Origin of the sequence: Micromonospora sp. DT201, from assembly GCF_049841575.1 — a bacterium.
Lineage (GTDB): Bacteria > Actinomycetota > Actinomycetes > Mycobacteriales > Micromonosporaceae > Micromonospora.
Genome location: NZ_JBNCKP010000021.1, coordinates 39078 through 56468, shown reverse-complemented (window position 1 = coordinate 56468; position 17391 = coordinate 39078). Strand labels below are relative to the sequence as shown.

The 17391-nt window shown below is 69.7% G+C and carries 14 protein-coding genes; 2 read left to right on the top strand and 12 right to left on the bottom strand.

Annotated features, from left to right (window positions below; genetic code table 11):
- Positions 1–3: 3 nt before the first annotated feature.
- On the bottom strand, positions 4–1827 hold the full coding sequence (locus ACLQ28_RS27640; RefSeq protein ID WP_425689176.1) for a DUF4082 domain-containing protein: 1824 nt from the start codon (positions 1825–1827) through the stop codon (positions 4–6).
- 388 nt (positions 1828–2215) lie between these two features.
- Positions 2216–3016, bottom strand: coding sequence for a glycosyltransferase (locus ACLQ28_RS27635; RefSeq protein WP_425689263.1), 801 nt, complete (start codon positions 3014–3016; stop codon positions 2216–2218).
- Here ACLQ28_RS27635 and ACLQ28_RS27630 point away from each other — a divergent pair.
- Complete coding sequence (locus ACLQ28_RS27630) at positions 2915–4189, top strand: WecB/TagA/CpsF family glycosyltransferase (RefSeq protein ID WP_425689175.1); 1275 nt, start codon at positions 2915–2917, stop codon at positions 4187–4189. The genes ACLQ28_RS27635 and ACLQ28_RS27630 overlap by 102 nt on opposite strands.
- A complete protein-coding gene (locus tag ACLQ28_RS27625) occupies positions 4186–5184 on the top strand; it encodes a glycosyltransferase family 2 protein (protein WP_425689174.1) in 999 nt (332 codons plus the stop codon). Before ACLQ28_RS27630 ends, ACLQ28_RS27625 begins: the two co-directional genes overlap by 4 nt.
- 73 nt (positions 5185–5257) lie before the next feature.
- Here ACLQ28_RS27625 and ACLQ28_RS27620 read toward each other — a convergent pair whose 3' ends face one another.
- The 10 genes from ACLQ28_RS27620 to ACLQ28_RS27575 all read right to left on the bottom strand — a co-directional run bounded on the left by ACLQ28_RS27620 (position 5258) and on the right by ACLQ28_RS27575 (position 17230).
- Positions 5258–5914, bottom strand: a complete 657-nt coding sequence (locus tag ACLQ28_RS27620) for a class I SAM-dependent methyltransferase (RefSeq protein WP_425689173.1) — start codon at positions 5912–5914, stop codon at positions 5258–5260.
- Positions 5915–5968: 54 nt separating this feature from the next.
- The gene (locus ACLQ28_RS27615) at positions 5969–6889 is read right to left on the bottom strand and encodes a glycosyltransferase family 2 protein (protein WP_425689262.1); all 921 of its coding nucleotides are present in this window, start codon (positions 6887–6889) and stop codon (positions 5969–5971) included.
- Entirely contained in the window at positions 6886–7500 is a 615-nt protein-coding gene (locus ACLQ28_RS27610) for a glycosyltransferase (RefSeq protein ID WP_425689261.1), read from the bottom strand. Before ACLQ28_RS27610 ends, ACLQ28_RS27615 begins: the two co-directional genes overlap by 4 nt.
- A gap of 74 nt (positions 7501–7574) precedes the next feature.
- Positions 7575–8057, bottom strand: coding sequence for a UDP-N-acetylglucosamine--LPS N-acetylglucosamine transferase (locus tag ACLQ28_RS27605; RefSeq protein WP_425689172.1), 483 nt, complete (start codon positions 8055–8057; stop codon positions 7575–7577).
- Positions 8058–8277: 220 nt separating this feature from the next.
- Positions 8278–9540: a hypothetical protein gene (locus tag ACLQ28_RS27600; RefSeq protein ID WP_425689171.1), complete on the bottom strand. Its 1263-nt coding sequence runs from the start codon at positions 9538–9540 to the stop codon at positions 8278–8280.
- On the bottom strand, positions 9537–10439 hold the full coding sequence (locus ACLQ28_RS27595) for a sulfotransferase family protein (RefSeq protein WP_425689170.1): 903 nt from the start codon (positions 10437–10439) through the stop codon (positions 9537–9539). The genes ACLQ28_RS27600 and ACLQ28_RS27595 overlap by 4 nt, the downstream gene beginning before the upstream one ends.
- A 6-nt stretch (positions 10440–10445) precedes the next feature.
- On the bottom strand, positions 10446–12041 hold the full coding sequence (locus ACLQ28_RS27590; RefSeq protein ID WP_425689169.1) for a lipopolysaccharide biosynthesis protein: 1596 nt from the start codon (positions 12039–12041) through the stop codon (positions 10446–10448).
- Entirely contained in the window at positions 12038–13387 is a 1350-nt protein-coding gene (locus ACLQ28_RS27585) for an O-antigen ligase family protein (protein ID WP_425689168.1), read from the bottom strand. Before ACLQ28_RS27585 ends, ACLQ28_RS27590 begins: the two co-directional genes overlap by 4 nt.
- A 2-nt stretch (positions 13388–13389) precedes the next feature.
- Positions 13390–15105 carry a lipopolysaccharide biosynthesis protein gene (locus tag ACLQ28_RS27580; protein WP_425689167.1) on the bottom strand — a complete coding sequence of 572 codons (1716 nt, stop codon included), beginning with the start codon at positions 15103–15105 and terminating at the stop codon, positions 13390–13392.
- Positions 15106–15253: 148 nt separating this feature from the next.
- Positions 15254–17230, bottom strand: coding sequence for a hypothetical protein (locus tag ACLQ28_RS27575; protein ID WP_425689260.1), 1977 nt, complete (start codon positions 17228–17230; stop codon positions 15254–15256).
- Positions 17231–17391 lie beyond the last annotated feature (161 nt).

The window sequence follows — 17391 nt, the reverse complement described above, 5'->3', positions numbered from 1 at the left end:
GCGTCACGGTGTGATCTTGTAGATGTGGTACGCGGACTCCCGGGCGAACGTGTCCTGCAATGCGCCCCCGCTGATCGGCACCGTTCGGTTCTCGAACAGCACCTCGGCCTGCGCCCCCTTCATTCCGGGCGGAAGAGTCAGCGTCTGGGTGCCGGTGCCACCGGTCCGGCCCGGCATCGCGAAGACGTAGTACGAGTTTCCGTACGCCTTGAGCATCGTGTCGAGGCTCTGGTTGAACCGCCACTCGTACGACTGGGTGTTCAGCACGGGTGCCAGGGACGTCACCCGCCGGTTCAGTTCGGTCACCACCGGTCGGACCGCAGCGCCACACCGATCGCGCAGCACGTGCTGCGAGAGGCAGGATCCGCCGAAGTTGTGGTTGAAGTACTGGATGCCCCGTGCCTCGTGGATCAGCGAGTTCATCACCGCGCCGGCGATCTGGTCGCCCGTGATGGTCGGTGCGTCGCTCTCGGTGAACGGGTGCCCCACCTCTACGAAGGCGAAGATCGGCTGGCGCTTGCCGTCGGCACCGTCGAGGTGACGCATCCGGTCCAAGGTCCGGCCATAGTTCGCGGCGCGTCGGCAGTTTTCCGGCCGGACGCCAATGCCGGGCCCCTCGGACGGGGACTCGCAGACGCCGGGGTCGGTGTACCAGTAGATGTCGTTGGACACCACGTTGGTGTAGCTGTTGACGAAGCGACCCGCCTCGGCGTCGGTCTCCCAGAACATGACGCCCTTGCCATAGTTGGAATACCGCATTCGCCCGTCGGCCGGGAGCCGCCTAAGCATCGTCTCCTGGATCGTGTATCCACAGCGGCCGTTGGCAGGCTGGCAGACCGCTCCCTGGCCGGGATAGTTGCCGGTCCAGGCGGAGCTGCCCGGGCCGCCCCACATGTCAACCTCGTCGGACAGTGACCAGGCGACTGTCGATGGCCCGACCTGCTGACTGTTGCCCCCGATCACGCTCATCCCGGCGCTCTGGATGAGCCGCAGGTTGCTGTTGTCGGTCGGCGCCACGTACGTGTTGATGCCCGCGCTCTTGTCCAGGGCCGTGTCCCTCGTCTCGATCACGCTCTCCTGCCACACCCCGATCGGGAAGAAGGCCGGGTTGGTCCAGCCCGCTCCCTGGGCGACCGGGTACGCCCCGTAGTAGGCGGGGCCGCCCTCCCAGGCAATGCGGGGCAGGGCCAGCGGGTTGGCCGCCGTCGGTGTCGGGCTGGGCGTCGGGGTCCGCGTCGGCGACGGGGACGTCGACGGGGTACGGGTCGGCGAAGTGCTCGGACTGGCGGAGACGGTTGGGGTGGACGTGCCACCCGCGGCAGGAGCGAAGACGACGTCGACCCAGTAGTTGCTGGCCTCGTAGGTCGACGTGGGGAAGCCGCCGGTGCCGTACGCGAAGACACCCGCGACGCCCGAGGTGCTCAGTGGGCCGGATGTCACCGTCCGATTGAAGAAGTTCTGCGTCGCCCGGTACCGGGAGGTGTGGTACGAGACGACGTACACCTGGCCGGCCTCGATCCGAACCGGCGTCGGGAGCGTCACCTCCTGCCAGCCCGAGGACGACTCGTTGGTCGAGGTCGCGGCGGCGAGCTTCTGGCCGCTCGCGGACCAGACGTTGACCGGATGCGAGCTTGTGGAACCGTTCGCCTTGAGAAACCGGACGGCGGACAGCGTCCCGTTGCTGCTCGACGTGAAGCGCAGACCAAGCTCGACCGGCTGGGTATCGGGATCGGTCGGCACGCCGGAGACGTCCGCCCCGGTGAAGAAGGAGTTGGTCGCGGCTCGGGTGGTCGTGGCCCCGGCGGCGATGACCGTTGCAGAGGCCACGATGGCCAGGGCCGCACCGACGGTGAAGATCAAGCGCCCGCGACGCGGGCGCAACCCAGGTGGCTGCGAGGCGGCCCCGGCATGCGAGCGGGGGGCCGGAGGAACGGAGGGATGCTGGCTTTCCACGAGACTTGGCACCTTTCGGGTTGGATCTCTTATCGCCGCCACCCCGTTTGTTCGAGATGGACACGCCTCCCCAGTGCGATTGTCTGACGCGGACAGCTACCGCTGTTCCGGCCAGTCGCCGTTGCCCGGGCTAACGAGGAGCAGGAGCCGATCGGGTACGGCCCTCCGCGAGACTTAATGGTTACTTGAGAATAGGCACACCAATCGCCCGGAATGCCCTTCCGATGCTCGTACCGGCAAAAACGACATCAACCGCCGACGCCTACCGCCTGAGCTGGGGAAACTCCCGCCGTCCCCAACCGGAGCGCACGCTCCACCCAGGAGAGCGCCGCTTCGCCTCGGCCAGCAGGATGATCGCGACGTAGCAGGCCGCCGCCGGCAGCAGCCGAGGGGACCGGAGCAGCACGTCCCGAAGCCAGGACCAGGAACTCGGACCGGGCACCGGGTCGACCGGAAGGCCGTATGCCGGTGGCGCGGACCGGACGAAGCGCCAGAACTGCGCGTTGCCCTCCCGTGCACGGGCCACCCGGCGGATGAGATCCCCCGTGCGCTGCGGCGCGCGTACCCGTACCACCGCCTCGATCTCCGCCTTCTCGTCCGCGCCGACTATCGCGTCGAGGAACATGTCGTCGGCCGTGATGTCGGGAATCCGATCGAAGCGGGACCTCGCCTCGGCGGAAAGCGCAATGATCCCGCGCCCGAAGAGGCGGTTGCGGAAAACCGGCAGCCGGGCGTTCATTGCGTAGTAGGCGCGGACGGGCCACGCGCTTCCCGAAGTGTCGACCAGTGGCCGGGGAACCGCCGCGACGATTCCGGGCCGACTGACGGTGTCGGCAAGCTGGCGTAACAATTCGGCCGTGACGGGCATATCCGCGTCCACGTAAATTCGAACGTCGCCGCTTGTCGCCTGGTCAGCGGCGTTCATTGCGGCAGCTTTGGAAGGCGTCGATATTTCCAAGACGTGTACGCCAAGAGAACGAGCGATAGCGGCAGTGTCGTCGGTGCATCCATTCGCGGCGACGACGACCTCCATATCCGCGCCGAATTGCGGAGATTCCAGCAGGTGCCGCAGGACACCACCGATCCCGGCCGCTTCATTGAACGCAGGCATGATGACACTGATTCGCACGCATCGATGCTGCCAGCTAGGGGGCGAGTAAACAACCGGTCGAATGGCCGAGGGTTGTCTCACGCGGAAGCCCACAGATGCTGCCCGTTCGATGCCTTGCCCCCGCGCACAGCGTCGGTAGATTACTTTTCTATGCCCTCCCATGTGCACGGTTCTCGTGTCGGAAGCCGGGTCAACGTCTACGGAGTCGACTTCGACCCGCTACACGAGAAAGACGTTATTCGGCATGTCGTCACCGAGCTTGCCGCAGGTCGGGGCGGACAGATCGTAACCCCCAATGTGGACATTCTTCGCCTTACTCGGCGAGATCGGGAATCGCGGGCGCACGTCGAATCAGCGAGCCTCGTCGTGGCCGACGGCAAGCCGCTGATCTGGGCCAGCCAAATCGCCGGACAACCACTGCCGGCCCGGGTTCCCGGCTCGGACCTGATCTGGAGCCTCTCGGCGGCGCTGGCCGAGCAGGACCGCTCCGTCTACCTGATGGGCGGGGCGCCGAGCACCCCGGGCCGCGCGGAGCAGGTCATGCGGACCCGGATCCCGCGGCTGCGGATCGCCGGGCACCTCAGCCCGCCGATGGGCTTCGACACCCGGCCCGACCAGCTCGAGGAGGTCTGCGCCACCGTGGCCGCAGCTCAACCGGACCTGGTGTTCGTCGGGCTCGGCTTTCCCAAGCAGGAGCGGGTGATCGCCCGGCTCCGCCCTCTGTTGCCCAATTCCTGGTTCCTGGGTTGTGGCGCGGCCATCGGCTTCGTGGCCGGCGTTCACCGACGGGCGCCAGGGTGGATGCAGACGTATGGGCTCGAGTGGGCGCATCGCTTGGCCAGCGAGCCGGCGCGGCTGATGCGCCGGTACCTCGTACACGACCTTCCGTTCGCACTGGAACTGCTGGCAGTGAGCGCCCGGCAGCGGCTTCACCTCCGGCCCGAAGCCCTCGCGGACCGGGTCGCGGCTGGGCGGGATGCGCCGACAGACTCTGATCCGACAGCGGCACTGCCGACTGGCCGGACAACACCGGAGACCGGGACCGGCGCCGCGGCGCCGGCAGACCCAATCCCCACCGACGGGTCGGGACACCCGCGGCCGATCCAGTCCGGAGGACCGCTTTGAGTCGACCCGACGTCTCCGTCGTCATCGTCTCGTACAACACCCGGGATCTGACCCTGCGCTGTCTGCGGGAACTCACCGACAGCCGCACCCCGGACGTCCGGTTCGACATCACCGTCGTGGACAACGCATCAATCGACAGCTCCGCCGACGCGGTCGCCGAGCGCTTCCCCGAGGTGCGGCTGATCCGACTGCCCGAGAACGTGGGCTGGGGCCGTGGCGTCAACCGGGGCGCGGTCGCAAGTGACGGAGAATATCTCCTGCTGCTCAACCCGGACACCGTTCCGGTCGGAAACCCGGTCGCCGACCTCCTCACGTTCGCTCGGCGGCAGCCGGGGCATCGGATCTACACCGGACGGACGTTGCACGCCGACGGCACGGACGACGGGTATTCCTGCTGGGGCCTGCCGAGCCTGTGGAGCCACTTCACCTTCGCCACCGGCCTGTCGACCGTCTTCTCGCGCTACCACTGGGCCAACCCGGAGGGCCTACCTCGCTACGACCGGCAGTCAGTACGCGAAGTGCCTGCGGTCTCCGGCTGCCTCATGCTCATCGAGCGCGACCTGTTCTGTCAGCTTGGCGGCTTCGACCCGCAGTTCTTCCTGTACAGCGACGACATCGATCTGGCGGCTCGGGCCGCCACCCTCGGAGCTCGGCCGATCCTCAACCCTGACGCCGCCGTGATCCATGTCGGTGGCGCCTCGTCGAGTTCGGAGGGGCAGCGGGTGAAGATCCTCCGCGGCAAGGTGACCTACGTCCGCCGGCACTGGTCACCGCCACGGGCCCGGCTCGGCATCGGCCTACTGGCCGTTGGTGTCGGGCTGCGAGCCGTCGGCAAGACGCTGCTCGCCGCGGACCGGTCCCGTGGCGTCGACTGGGTCTCGATCTGGCGGCAGCGCCACGTCTGGTCGGCCGGCTGGCCGTCGATCGACGAGCCCCGACCGCCGCAGGACCCCAGCGATGTGGCACCACGGCCGAGCGCCGCCTCCGCCGGTTGACCGGCCCGGCGGCAGGCCGGGCTGACGCAGCCGGCCGACCCAACGCCTGCCGGGCACCCGGCAACACGCTCAGTCAGAGGCGCCGGATGGCGATGATCGATTTGGTCATGCCCAACAATCGCTCGTTGCGGATGCTCGCGTCAGGGAACAGATACCGGAGTTCGGCGCGACCGATCAACTCGGTCGTCAGCACCTGCCTCATTGCCGCCTCGTAGGACTTGCCGGGGGAATACGCGAGCGGCCACCTACGCGCCAGCACCACCCGCGCCGCTACCGGCAGGAACTGCATTCCCGGTGCCACCCAGTGTGGCTCGACCGGGAAGTAGCGGTACGGCGTCTGCACCCAGTACGCGCGCCCCAACTCACGGACCGCCTCCGCCATCCGACGACGACGCTCGTGGCCACCCACGTGTTCCAGGACGCTGTTGCTGAAGACGAGGTCATACCTGCGGCTCAGGATGCGCTTGGGCAGCTCGCAGGCATCGGCGTGGTCAGCCTCGGCCCAGCCCGGCAGATCCGCGGGCAGCGGCTCCAAGTTGACCACGTGCACGTGTGCCGGCCGGACGGGGACTTGCGCCCAGCTTTGCACCCGGCCACCCAGGTCGAGGACGGTCATGTCCGCCAGGTTCGGGAAGGTGTCCGACAACCAGGCCGCGCGCAGCGCCCGCCGTTTCGCGCCAAGTGAGGTCGGTGAGTCGACGAGACGGAACCGGAGCGCATGGAGCCTCATGGAAGCTTGCCCTTCGATCTGCTGATGGCGTCGATAGCGGACGAGTTTGCTCGGTCAGATGCCCCGGCCACGCCTGTGGAGTGTGCGCAGCACCATTTCGGCGCGGATCACCCTCCCGGCCACCGCGAGCGCCAGGTACGCGCGCGGCTCGCGCGGGTTGCGCCGGAGGGCGTACCGGGCCCAACGCACCGCCCCTCGCCGGTCGCCGGAAGCGGCGCGGGCGAACGCGATCTGCCCCGAGACCCGCGCCGCGCCGACTGGCTGCGTGCCGAACTCGGGGTAGCGCTCCAGAAGCCACTGCAACGCCTCGGAGATGGTGTCCCAGCGCTGCGCGAAGTAGGACCGTTGGTGCCAGCGCACCAGCACGTACGGCGTGCGCAGGTTGATCAGCGGCGCACTGCGCGCCGCGCGGAGCAGGAAATCGTAGTCCTCCGCGTAGCTGCCGGGAATCTCCTCGTCGACCAGCCCGAACCCGGCGCGCAGCGCGGCGGCACGGATCAGGAACGTGGACGGGTGCAGCTCGGTCATCCTGTCCCGGAGCAGGTCGGTGAGGGTAACCGAGTCCCTGGCCAGCACCCGGTCGACGGTCCTGCCGTCGTAGCTGACACGGATGCCGCAGCTGATGAACGCCGCGTCAGGGGCAGCGGTGAGGGCCTCGATCTGGGCCCGCAACTTGCCCGGCAGCCACTCGTCGTCGTCGTCACAGAACGCGACGAACTCCCCGACGGCGGCGAGGGCGCCAGAGTTGCGCGCACCCGCCAGGCCGGGGGTCCGCTCGTTGGGGATCACTCGGACCTGGCGGTCCAGGCGAGACAGTTCCCTCAGCGATTGATCCGGTTCCGACTGATCGTGGACCACCACCACCTCGACGGGGCCGGGGTAGTCCTGGTCGAGGATGGCGCGCACCGCGACCCGGAGCAGTTCCGGACGGTCCCGGGTGGGCACCACCGTGCTCACGCTCGGGTGCCCGGTCACCGCCGCTCGCCGTTCCGGTCCGGCCGTGCCCACGGCCACCACCTCGCGCGCTGCCGTTGTCCGGCCGACGCGACCACCAGTTCCTCCACGATTCGCCCGACCTGCTCCACCGCCGCCCGGCGTGCCTCGGACGCGTTCGGATCGGCCGCGACGGCGAACCGGAGCGGGTCGGCGAGCCCGGCGTTGAGCGCCTCGATCAACGCCTCCCGGGTCTCGGCCAGCGTCACCATGCCGGCCGCTCCCAAGCGACGGGCAAAAAGCTGCTGGTGGTCGTCGACGTGCTCGCCTCGGGCAGGGTCACGGGGGACGACGATCGGCAGATGCCCGTGCCTGCGGGCCTCCAGAATGGTGGCCGGCCCGGCGTGGCAGACCACCAGGTCCACCTCGGCCATCGCGGTCTGGAGCTCGCCGTGGCCGAGGAAGGTCACCGCCCCGGGGACCGCAGGAGCCCGGGTGTGTCCGTGCTGAACCGTCAAACCGACGTCCTCGTCCACGCCGCAGTGCCAATCCTCCAGCCAACGGACCAGGCGGTCGAACGGGTGTGTGTCGGTGCCGACGGCGACCAGCACCCGGGCCCGGGCGAGGTCACCGGCGCCGCGCGGTCGGGGCAGCCCGGTGATGGGCGCCGATCGGGCCCGACCCGAGGCGACCCGGTGCGCGGGGACGTTACCGATGCTCTCGCCGCTCACAACAGGGTCCCCACGACGGTGGCCTCCGGGTACTGCCGCCGCTGCTCATCCCACTGCACGAGCATCGCGGAGAGAAACGGCCGGCAGAGTCGGGCGGTCACGGTCGCGGTGTCGATGCGGTCGTACACCTCGATGTAGACGGTGGGGACGCGCCAGAGCCAGGCCAGCAGCACGAACGGAAAGGCCACTCCGGCTCCGGTGGTGACCACCGCGGCGACGCGGCGCGACCGCAGCACCCGCCAGGCGAGGACGGTGTTTCGCATCAGGTTCGGCACGTTGCGGGTGGTTGGATGGTACGCCGGGACCACTTCCTCGCCGTCGAGCAGCGAGACCACCTCAGGTGTGTCGAAGGTGATCCAACATCGTCGCCAGCGTTCGTACCACGGACGCAGAGCGAGCAGTTGGGCCAGATGACCGCCACTGGAGCTCACCAGGAGCAAGACTCCGGGATCGTTGGCATCCTTGATTGTCGTGTCCACGCGACTCCCCACAGGTTCGCTTGGATTTTCGGTGGCAGCCATGCAACAGCAGATCACACGTCCCCAGTCGGTGAATAGAGCAATCAGCGACATGTGGATCTCCAGGTGGGCGAACAGGGCACCTGAACCCGATCACTCACATTCACGATCGCCATGGCATGGATTTGTTGCGCACCGTCGAAAGTTGATGATGGAGCGGGGCATTGCTGATCTCGACGGATCAGTCGACATATCTTTTCGCGACGACGTCCAGCAGGGCGGGGTGCAGTGCGGCGTTCCAGCCCGCGCCGGCGTCGGCGAGCCGCCAGCCGCGCAGCCACATCTCCAGAAGGTAGGCGTCAGCCACCAACCCTCGGGCCGCCGGCCCAAGCCCCAGCTCGGCCCCGTACCGGTCGAGGTGGGCGTCGACGGCCAGAGCCGCCGCTGCCGCTGGCTCGTCCCGGAGCACCAGGGCCCGCTGGAACGCGTCGTGTGCCAGATCGAAGCCCAGTGGAACGCTCGGCCCGCTGTGCTCCCAGTCCCAGGCCACGAGGCGGCCAGCGTGCACCCCCAGGTTCCAGGGCACCCAGTCGCCGTGCCAGTGCCCGAACTCGACGGCCGTGCCGCCGTGCCGACGCGCCAACGCCGCCACGGCGGTGACCGCCCTGGCACCCGCCGGTGTGGCGGCAGCGGAACGCTCCGCCTCGACGGTGAGCCGGGCCAGGAACGGCGACCCGGCCAACTGCCGCGGTGGTGCCGGAGGGCTACCCCGACGGGCTACCGCCAACAACGCGGCTACTCGCGGTGGTGCACCGGCCGCCACCCCCCGTACGGCCGGCGGCAGCGGCTCGACAAGCGCGACCACCTGCCCGCAAGCCGTCGTCTCGGCGAGCAACCGGGGTGCCGCCGGATGATCGGGTGCTCGGGCCGCCGTAGCCAGTTCGCGCAGGGCCGCCGCCTCGGCGGTCACCAGTGCCCGGGTGGCAGCGTTCCAGCCGACCTTCGCGTAGCCGAGAGCGCGACCGTCTGGGGCAAACAGTTGCAGGGTCGGCTTGTGGTTCGGGTCCGGCGGGCGAACCCCGCAGGCCGCGTACACCGTCGGCCCGCCGAGCGCGGCGGCCAGCCGCCCGGTCAGTAGCACCTCGTCGACCGCGACCGCCACGGGTAGCGACACGGTAAGCCGGGGGAACGGTGCCAGGTCGATCGCGCCGACCCGAGCCAGCACGCCCAGCACGGCCCGCACCGCCCGCACGGTCCGCGGGCGCAGCGCGTTGTACGCCAGCAGCGAGGCGGCCGTGGCACGCGGCGCGCCGAGCGGCAGCAGGAACCGTGCCCGAGCCAGCGAGGGGACGACCGCGTACCGGGCGACGGCGCGGTGCCCGGGCGGCGGTGGGCCGCTCACGGTGAGGGCGATGCGCTCGTCGCCGAACACCGCCCGGGTCACCCAGCCCAGTCCGTCGCTTCGCGAACGAGGATCGCTCACGACTGTGGCTCTCGCCGTCATGGTGCCCGGTCCGGCCAGTCGAGGTCCAACCCCAGCCGCCGCCGTAGGGCCTCGTTGTGGGGTCGGAAGTATGCGGTCAACTCCGCTCGCACTGTCGGCTCCAGCGGCGCCGAGCGGCGATCGTTGTAGACCTTGAAGGTCGGCAGGTCGTGCGCGGGCAACCCGAGGAAGTCCAACGTCCTGCGGTAGGTGCCGCGTGCGTCGCGGTAGAGGTCCTCGCTGGGAATGAACAGGATCTGCCCACGGTCGAACCGGTCCAGCCACGGCTCCAGGTGCTCCAGGTAGCGCCCCCGGGCCCGGTACGTATACCAATCGTAGGGCGCGCTGAAGGACTCCGGCTCGGCGATCAGTCGCTCCCGTTCCCCCGCCGTCCGCTCCTCCTCGGCGGCCAGCGCGTCGGCGAAGTCGAGCGGCTCGATGCCGTGCGTCCGCCGCTCCTTCCAGTGCGAGTACGCCCGCTCCACCGGGTCACGCAGCAGCACGATCAGCCTCACCGTGGGCATCAGCGCGGCGACCCGCTGCGCGGCGAGGGGGTGGAACATGTAGAGCGGTGCGGCCTCACCAACCCGTACGGGGCCGCCGTGCCGGCTCTGCAGCGTCGCCCGCTGCCGCGACGTCGGGAAGTGCGAGCGGTACCAGGCCTCGCCCCGGTGCCAGTTCTCCTCGAAGTAGTGCGATGCCTTGGTGTTCCAGGCAGGGAAGAGGCGTGGCACCAGCGGGTGCTGGATCAGGTAGTTCCACAGTGAGGTGGTGCCACCCCGTTTGGTGCCGATGATCAGGAAGTCCGGCAACGGCCGCCGATCGCTGGTGCGCATGCCGTAGCCGACCAGGGTGTCCTTCACCCGGTTGGTCAGCTGGCTCGGCACGATCTGCCTCACCCGGTCGCGGATGGACGACACCGTTGCTCACCTGCCCTTCAGTGACATCACGGTGGCACCGGCGACACCCGATGCCGCCCCCGCGTCGCCACGGAGTTGCCTCATGCTCACCCGGATGAACCGTCGCACGCGGGGCACCCTCACCATGCCGACGCAGCCGGCAGCCAGCACACTCAACGCCACCACCAGGCCAGCGATCCCCCGGCCGCCCGCGAGCACGCCGGCCAGGGCCGCGATTCCCACCCCGACGACGACCCCAGTCGCCGCGCGCAGCAGCGCCGCATTGACCAGAGGCTGGCCCAGCACCGCGCGCGCGCAGCCGAACGCGGTCAGGTTCTCGGTGGCGATGCCGGCCGCCCAGGCGACGGCCGCGCCGGTCACGCCGTACCCGGGGATCAGCCACAGCCCGAGGGAGACGGTGACCAGCAGCCCGGTCACCGTCGCGGTCAGGTGCAGGCCGCTGCGACCGCCCATGAGCAGCAGACTCTGCACGTTTCCCACCCCGGTGTTGACCAGCATGGCCAGGGCGAGCACGGTCATGGCGGTGGCGCCAGCGGTGAACTCGGGCCCGAAAAGCTCAAGGAAGGCCAGCCCGAACACCGCAAGCAGCAGGTAGACCGGCCACGACAGCACCAGCGCCCAGGTGGTCAGTTGCCGGTGCACCGCCGCGGCGGCAGCCCGCTCGCCGCGCCCCAGCAGCCGGGACAGCTGCGGCGACACCGCGACCCGCAGCCCCTGCATGGCCAACTGTCCGGCGAGGATGTAGCGGCCGACCGCGCCGAACACGCCAGCGTCGGCCTGCCCGGCAAGCACCGAGGTGAGCAGGACACCCACCCAGACGGCGCTGGCGTCGATCGCGGCGGACGCGGCGCGGGGCAGCGCGAAACTCCAGAACGCCGACCAGTCGGCCCGCTCGGGGCGCAGCGCCGCACCCCGGCCGATGCCGAGCGGACCCGCCGCCAGCGCCAGGCAGATGAGGACGGCGAACGCCGCCGGGACCAACCAACCGGTCAGCCCCACCAACACGCCCCCGCCGGCAACTGCCGCGACACCGACCAACGCCGGTCGGGCGACCGGCACCAGGACGGACTGCACGCCGACGTACGCCAGGATCGGACGGACGCAGCGCACCACGGCGAGCAGGAGCGTCATCGCCACCACCAGCGGAACCGCCGCGAAGCTGGCCGCGATCAGGGGCGTACCGCCAGCACCCCCGCTCAGCAGGCGGGGCCCGAGCGCGTCCGCCGCGAAGACCCCGATGAGGCCGACGACGACCGCCGCCACAAGCGGCGGTAGGAGCGCCACCGGAAGCACCCTGGCCGCATCGCCTCGCCCTCCGAGACGCCGGCGTGGCAGTGCCCAGATGAGGCCGGTCTCCGCGCCCAGGGTGCACATGGCGGCGGTGACCGTGACGATGCCGACAGCGGTGAAGAACGCGCCCGCGCCGACCGTGCCGTAGCCGCGGGTGATGACGACCACCAGCAGAAAGCCGAAAAGACCGTTGGTGGCGGCTCCGGCCAGACCCACGAGACTCGTACGGGCGCTGCGCCGGGTCTCGGTCGTGGCGTCGGTCGAGGGCTCGTCGTGGCCCGCGTCGACCGCCGAGGGGGTGCCGGCTGTCATCCCGCTACGGCCCAACGGAAGCGGGTGGGGCGCGCCCGGTCAACGCGCCGGGTGCTCACCTCCCGCTCGGCGAGCGCCATCGCGACGGCGACTCCGAAGAACGCGATCGTGATGCTGGGGTCGGCCATGCCGTAGAACGGGATCTGCACCAGGCAGATCACCGGGACCACCGCCAGCCACTGCCCGGGTGCCGAGCGGGCCCGCGCGCTCTTCACCGCGACGATCACGAACCAGGCAAGGAAGCAGAGCAACGCCGGTATGCCGTGGCTGAACAGCACCATCCAGAGCTGCCCCTGGGTGCCGACGGGCACCTCCGCCGTGACCGTGTCCACGGTGATGGGCGCGCCGTAACCGAGCAACGGTGAATCCCCGATACGGCGGATGACCTCGACGTAGAGGGAGAGCCGGTCGGAGTTCGTGTCGCTCGACTCGACCCGATTGCTGATCAACTCGGCGACCGGAATCAACAGGGCGGTGAGCCCGCCGATGACCAGGACCCCGACGACGGAGGCACCCACCCGGACGTTTCCCCGCAGCGCGGCCCGCACGCCGAGCACGCCCAGGCCCACCCCGAGGCTCACGAACATGACCCGGTTCAGGGTGAGGAAGGCCGGCGCCAGCGACAACGGCAACGACACGAGCAGTGCCCACCGGAGGAGACCGCGGCGACGCAACATGGTGTACGCCACGACGCAGGGCAGCGTCATCGCGTACGCGCTGCCGTAGTTGTTGGTGTACGGGAACGGCGCCGTCGGACGGTAGATCGGGTCGAGCGACAGTTCGCTGTACTCGGCCGCGTTGATGTGGACCAGATCCTGCACGTACGGGTGGCTGGCCACGCCAGCGGGCAGCAGCATTTCCATCGGGGTGGTCAACGCGAATCGCGGCGCCAGCACACCGAGCCAACCCAACAGGACCAGACCACACCAGAACGCGCAGATCGGCACGAGCGCCGCCGCCGGGTCAGCTCGCTCCCGGGCATACACGTACACGTACACGCCCACCACGAGAGCGGTGACGTAGAAGCCCAGCCGCAGACCGAAGGGGAGCAGCGAGACCGGCGAGGGCAGTTGGGTGGCGCTGAGGAGCACCAGGGCCAGAAACAGCAGCCAGACGCCGGTGGCCGGAAGCAGCGGCACCCGCCCTCGGACGACCAGCAACGCCAGCAGCACCGCCCCGGACAGAGGCCAGATCAGGTAGAACGCGCCAGCCAACCACCACAGCGGAACCAGCCCAAACATGATCAGCAGCGGCCAACGGGGCAGCCGCGGTGGCAGCGGCGCCACGCTGACCGACGGACCCTCCCCCTCGGGCTCGCTGGCCGCCAGGGCGAGGGTGACGGCCACCGTCAGCCCCGTCCGCTGCCGGTGAGCACGAAACCCAACGGGGTGACGCCAGCCGCACGAAGACGCTCCGCGAGCCGGCGCAGGTCGCTCTGGCGGGTCCTGTCCTGTTCGACAACGATGACTGCGGAGCCCTGGCGGGCCACCGCGACGCCACGCTCGTCGGCCTCGGAGGGTGGCGCGTTGAAGAGCACGACCCCGGTGGTGACGCGCTGACGCCACGTGCCGAAACGCACTCCGCCGGCGCCCACGGGCACCTCGTCCGCGTTGTTCCCGACCGTACCCATGCCGCTCGCGGTCGTGTTCAGACTCGTTCGTGGCAGGGTCAGGGTGGCGTCCGGGTCCTTCGACGGATGGCTGCCGAACGGGTAGGGAGACGGACGGCGGGTGGGGACCTGGCCAATGACCCCCGTGTCGCTGACCGAATCGGCACCCCGGGGTTTCGGGACGATCGGACGGGCCGGGTTGGCCGCTGCGGGCAGGTGTTCCCGGTCCGCCAGCACCGCGGCACGCAGCCTCTCCAGGCGACCGCTGTCGTCGGCCACATAGACGTCCCGGCCGGTCGCGGCGAGCGCGACCGCCAGGGAGGCGGTGATGGCGCTCGGGTCCTCACGCGTGGTCAGCAACGCCACCCGGGCCGGCTCGCGAACCCGCTCGGCGATCGCCATCGCCACGTACCGGATGTCGGCGTCCACCACCTTCCGCCGGCCGCCGAACAGCCCGCCGCCGGACAGCCGGCCGCCGAACACCCCGCCGCCGGGCACCCCGCCGCTGGGCACCCCGCCGCCGAACAGCCCGCCGCTGGGCACCCCGCCGCCGGACAGCCGGCCGCGTACGGTGCCGAGCAGCGGCAGGCCGGTGACGTCACGTCCGTCGTGGACCGATCGGACCCGGCGGTCCGCCGACTCCCAGGCGAACGCCAGCACCACCCCCAGCAGTGCGCCGCCGAGAAGCCCGGCCAGCACGTAGAGCATGATGTGCCGGCCGGAGGAGACCAGAACATTTTCCGCGCTCTGCGTGATCCACCCCGGATTGACATCGACCGCCGCAATTTCGGTCCGCGCCGACCGCAACTGGGTGAGCTGATTGTTGCTTCCGCCCAGTTCGGCGATGGCGGCGTCCAGCGAACCATCCCGCGCACTCACGATTCGCCGCTGCAGAATCTGCCGCTGCTTGTCCACCTCCACGATGCTCTCGTCGTACCGCTTCAGCATCTCGGCCCGCTGCTTCTCGTACATCGTCCGTCGTACGTCGAGGTAGGTCTGCGCGGCAAGGTTGACGTTGCGTACGGCGTCGTCGGCGGAGCGACCGGTGTACGAGAAGCGGAGGATCTGCCCGCCGGTCGGCACCTCCACCTCAAGGGCGTCCCGCACCTCCCGCTGGTCCCCGCCCTCGGAAGCGAGCCGCTGCACAACCTCGGTACCGGTGGCGATGCCGCTCTCCACGTTCATGTTCACCGCCCGGTCCGCTGCGGCGCCGCTCGGGGTGAACGCGTCGGTGACGACCGGGCGTACGGCCACCACGGCGCTCGCAGTGACCGCGCTGGGCATGACGAGGACATACCCGAGGGCGGCGAGGAGGCCAACGGCGGCGACCGCCCCCACCAGCCGGATCCGGTGCGCCGGGACGCGGAACAGGTCCGTCAGGGTGACTGTCCGGGCCGGCGTGCCCCCACCACCGACCGCGTCGGCGGACCAGGAACCGGGCGGTGCATCAGCCATCAAACTTCACCGTCTGTCGTGAGTCGCTCGGACGTATCGACGTCTGCGGCAGGCGCCGTACACCCCTCGTGACGCTTCGGGCCAGCGACGTGGTCCACCGCCGGCCCGACCGTGATCTATCGATTCTCCGTGACGGTAGGGCTCGTCGTCACTGCACGGAGAAGAAAATCCGGGGCGTGGACCAGGTCAGCACTCCGCTCGCCGGTGCGATCACCCTGCTGGTCGCGGCGTCGACGGCCACACCAGCCGTGGGATCGAACGACACGCTCCGCAGCGTGCCGTCACTCCCGCCGTACACGATCCGGCCGCCGACCCAGGCCATGCCTCGCACCGACGACCAGGTGACACCCGTGGTGGGAAGGCTGAACTCGGTGGCACCCAGATAGTTGCCGTCGATCTCGAAATAGCGGTAGTAGAGCGCGTTGGCACCGCTGCGCGTGTAGTACAACCGGCCGTTGAGGTAGAACGCGCCGGTCAGGCCGGCGGCGTTGAACCAGTCGTTGAACCCCGACGATTCCCAGGGGACACCGATGGCGCCGCCGCTGAACATCGAGACGTCGATCCGGCTGCCGGTGGGGGCACCGGCCACCGTGTGCGCCCAATAGATGCGGTCGCTCACCCGCCAGGTCGCACCGGCACTTGTGTAGTTGGGCTGGCTGACCGTGGTGGGGGCACCGACACTCGCGCCGTTGAACGAAGCCTTGGCGAGTTGACCCTCACCGGTGCCGAGGTAGAGATTGCCGGTGGTCGCCGTCGGCGGGTTCTTCGGGGCGAAGGTGCGACCGCCGGTGAGCGGGAACATACCGAGCCTGCCGTGGTACTCGCTGCCCATCCCGTCGGAGTTGTGCCCGAAGTAGAGCCCGTCACTACCTCGCCAGAGCACGGGGACCTGCGAGCCCCAGGTGCTCGTGCCAGCCGGCATGGACGCGCTGCCACGGCGCCCGGGATTCCAGGCGACCGGCAAGCCGGTCGCCGGAGTGACGGCGGCGATGCCGAGTCGGTCGATCGCGCCGTCGCCGGCGGCGTCAGTGGCGTTCGGGTTGTTCAACCAGCGGAAGTGCCCGCCCAGGTAGATGACGTTGTCGGCCACCTCCACGGAGGTGATGGTGTCGTTGCCGGTGTAGTCGACCCAGGTGCCAAGCTGACCGCTACCCCGGTTCGCGGTCTCGAACCGGATCAGCGCGTCGCAGTACGCCGCCGGCCAGCCGCCACCGCCGTTGGTGCCGACGACGAACCAACTGCCGTCCGCACCGAACTTCAGATCCTGGACGTAGTGCACGAAGGTCTCCGGTGACGCGCACGGCGCGACGAACTTCTCGGTGCTCCAGTCCAGCAGCGTCGGCGTGCCCGAGAGGTCGATCATCGCCATCTGGTTCCGGGACAGTCCGTTCACGAGGGTGAAGTTGCCGCCGGCGATCATGGTCCGCCCGTCCGGCGTGACATCGATCGTCCAGCCGTACGAGCCGGTGCCGTGCCGCCCGACCGTGGCGTTGATGTTGAAGGTCGGGTCGATCGCGCCGGTGGTGGCGTTGAGCCGACCCAGCCCGGAGTGCGCAGCGCCGTTCAACCAGTTGAAGGCGCCGGCCACGTAGAGCCAGTTGCCGCGCAGCACCATGTCCCGGATCATGCCGCCGTCGGAGCGACCGACCCAACTGTCGATGGTCGCCCCGGTCGTCGGGTTCAGCGCGACCAGGTTCTTGCGGGAGACGCCGTTGACGGTCTTGAACCCGCCGCCGACGATGAGCGTGCCGTTCGGGCCGGCGAGCAGACTGTTGACCGGGCCGTCGAGAGCCGGCAGGAACGTGGTCGAGATGGTTCCGCTGGTCCGGTCGTACGCGAACAGGTAACTGCGCGTAAGCCACGCGGCGCTGGCATTCTGCCGAATCTGGGTGAAGCTACCCCCCACGTACACCTGCGAGCCGACCTGCGCGAAGGCGCGGCTCTCACCATCGCGGCCATGCGGGGTGTTGTCGGCGGGATTTGTCGACACCAGGGTCGCCGTCTCGGGAGCCGGCACCACGGCCGCCGAGGCGGCGGAGGGGACCGTCAACACCGCGGCCAGGGTCACCAGACCGACTGCCGCCGCGCGGAGACGGAATCGTACAGATCGCCGAGAGAGCGGAATTTCGGGCACGCTGCGCCTCCAAGTTGGACGAGAACCTGCGTAGCGTGCCCTGTCGATCACGCTTGGCGATATCCGCCGATTGGACGGTCGCTAGCCCAACGTGACGACGGCGGAGCCGTTTCGCTGTCGGGTGTCAGACACCTCGTGCATCCCCGTGGCCG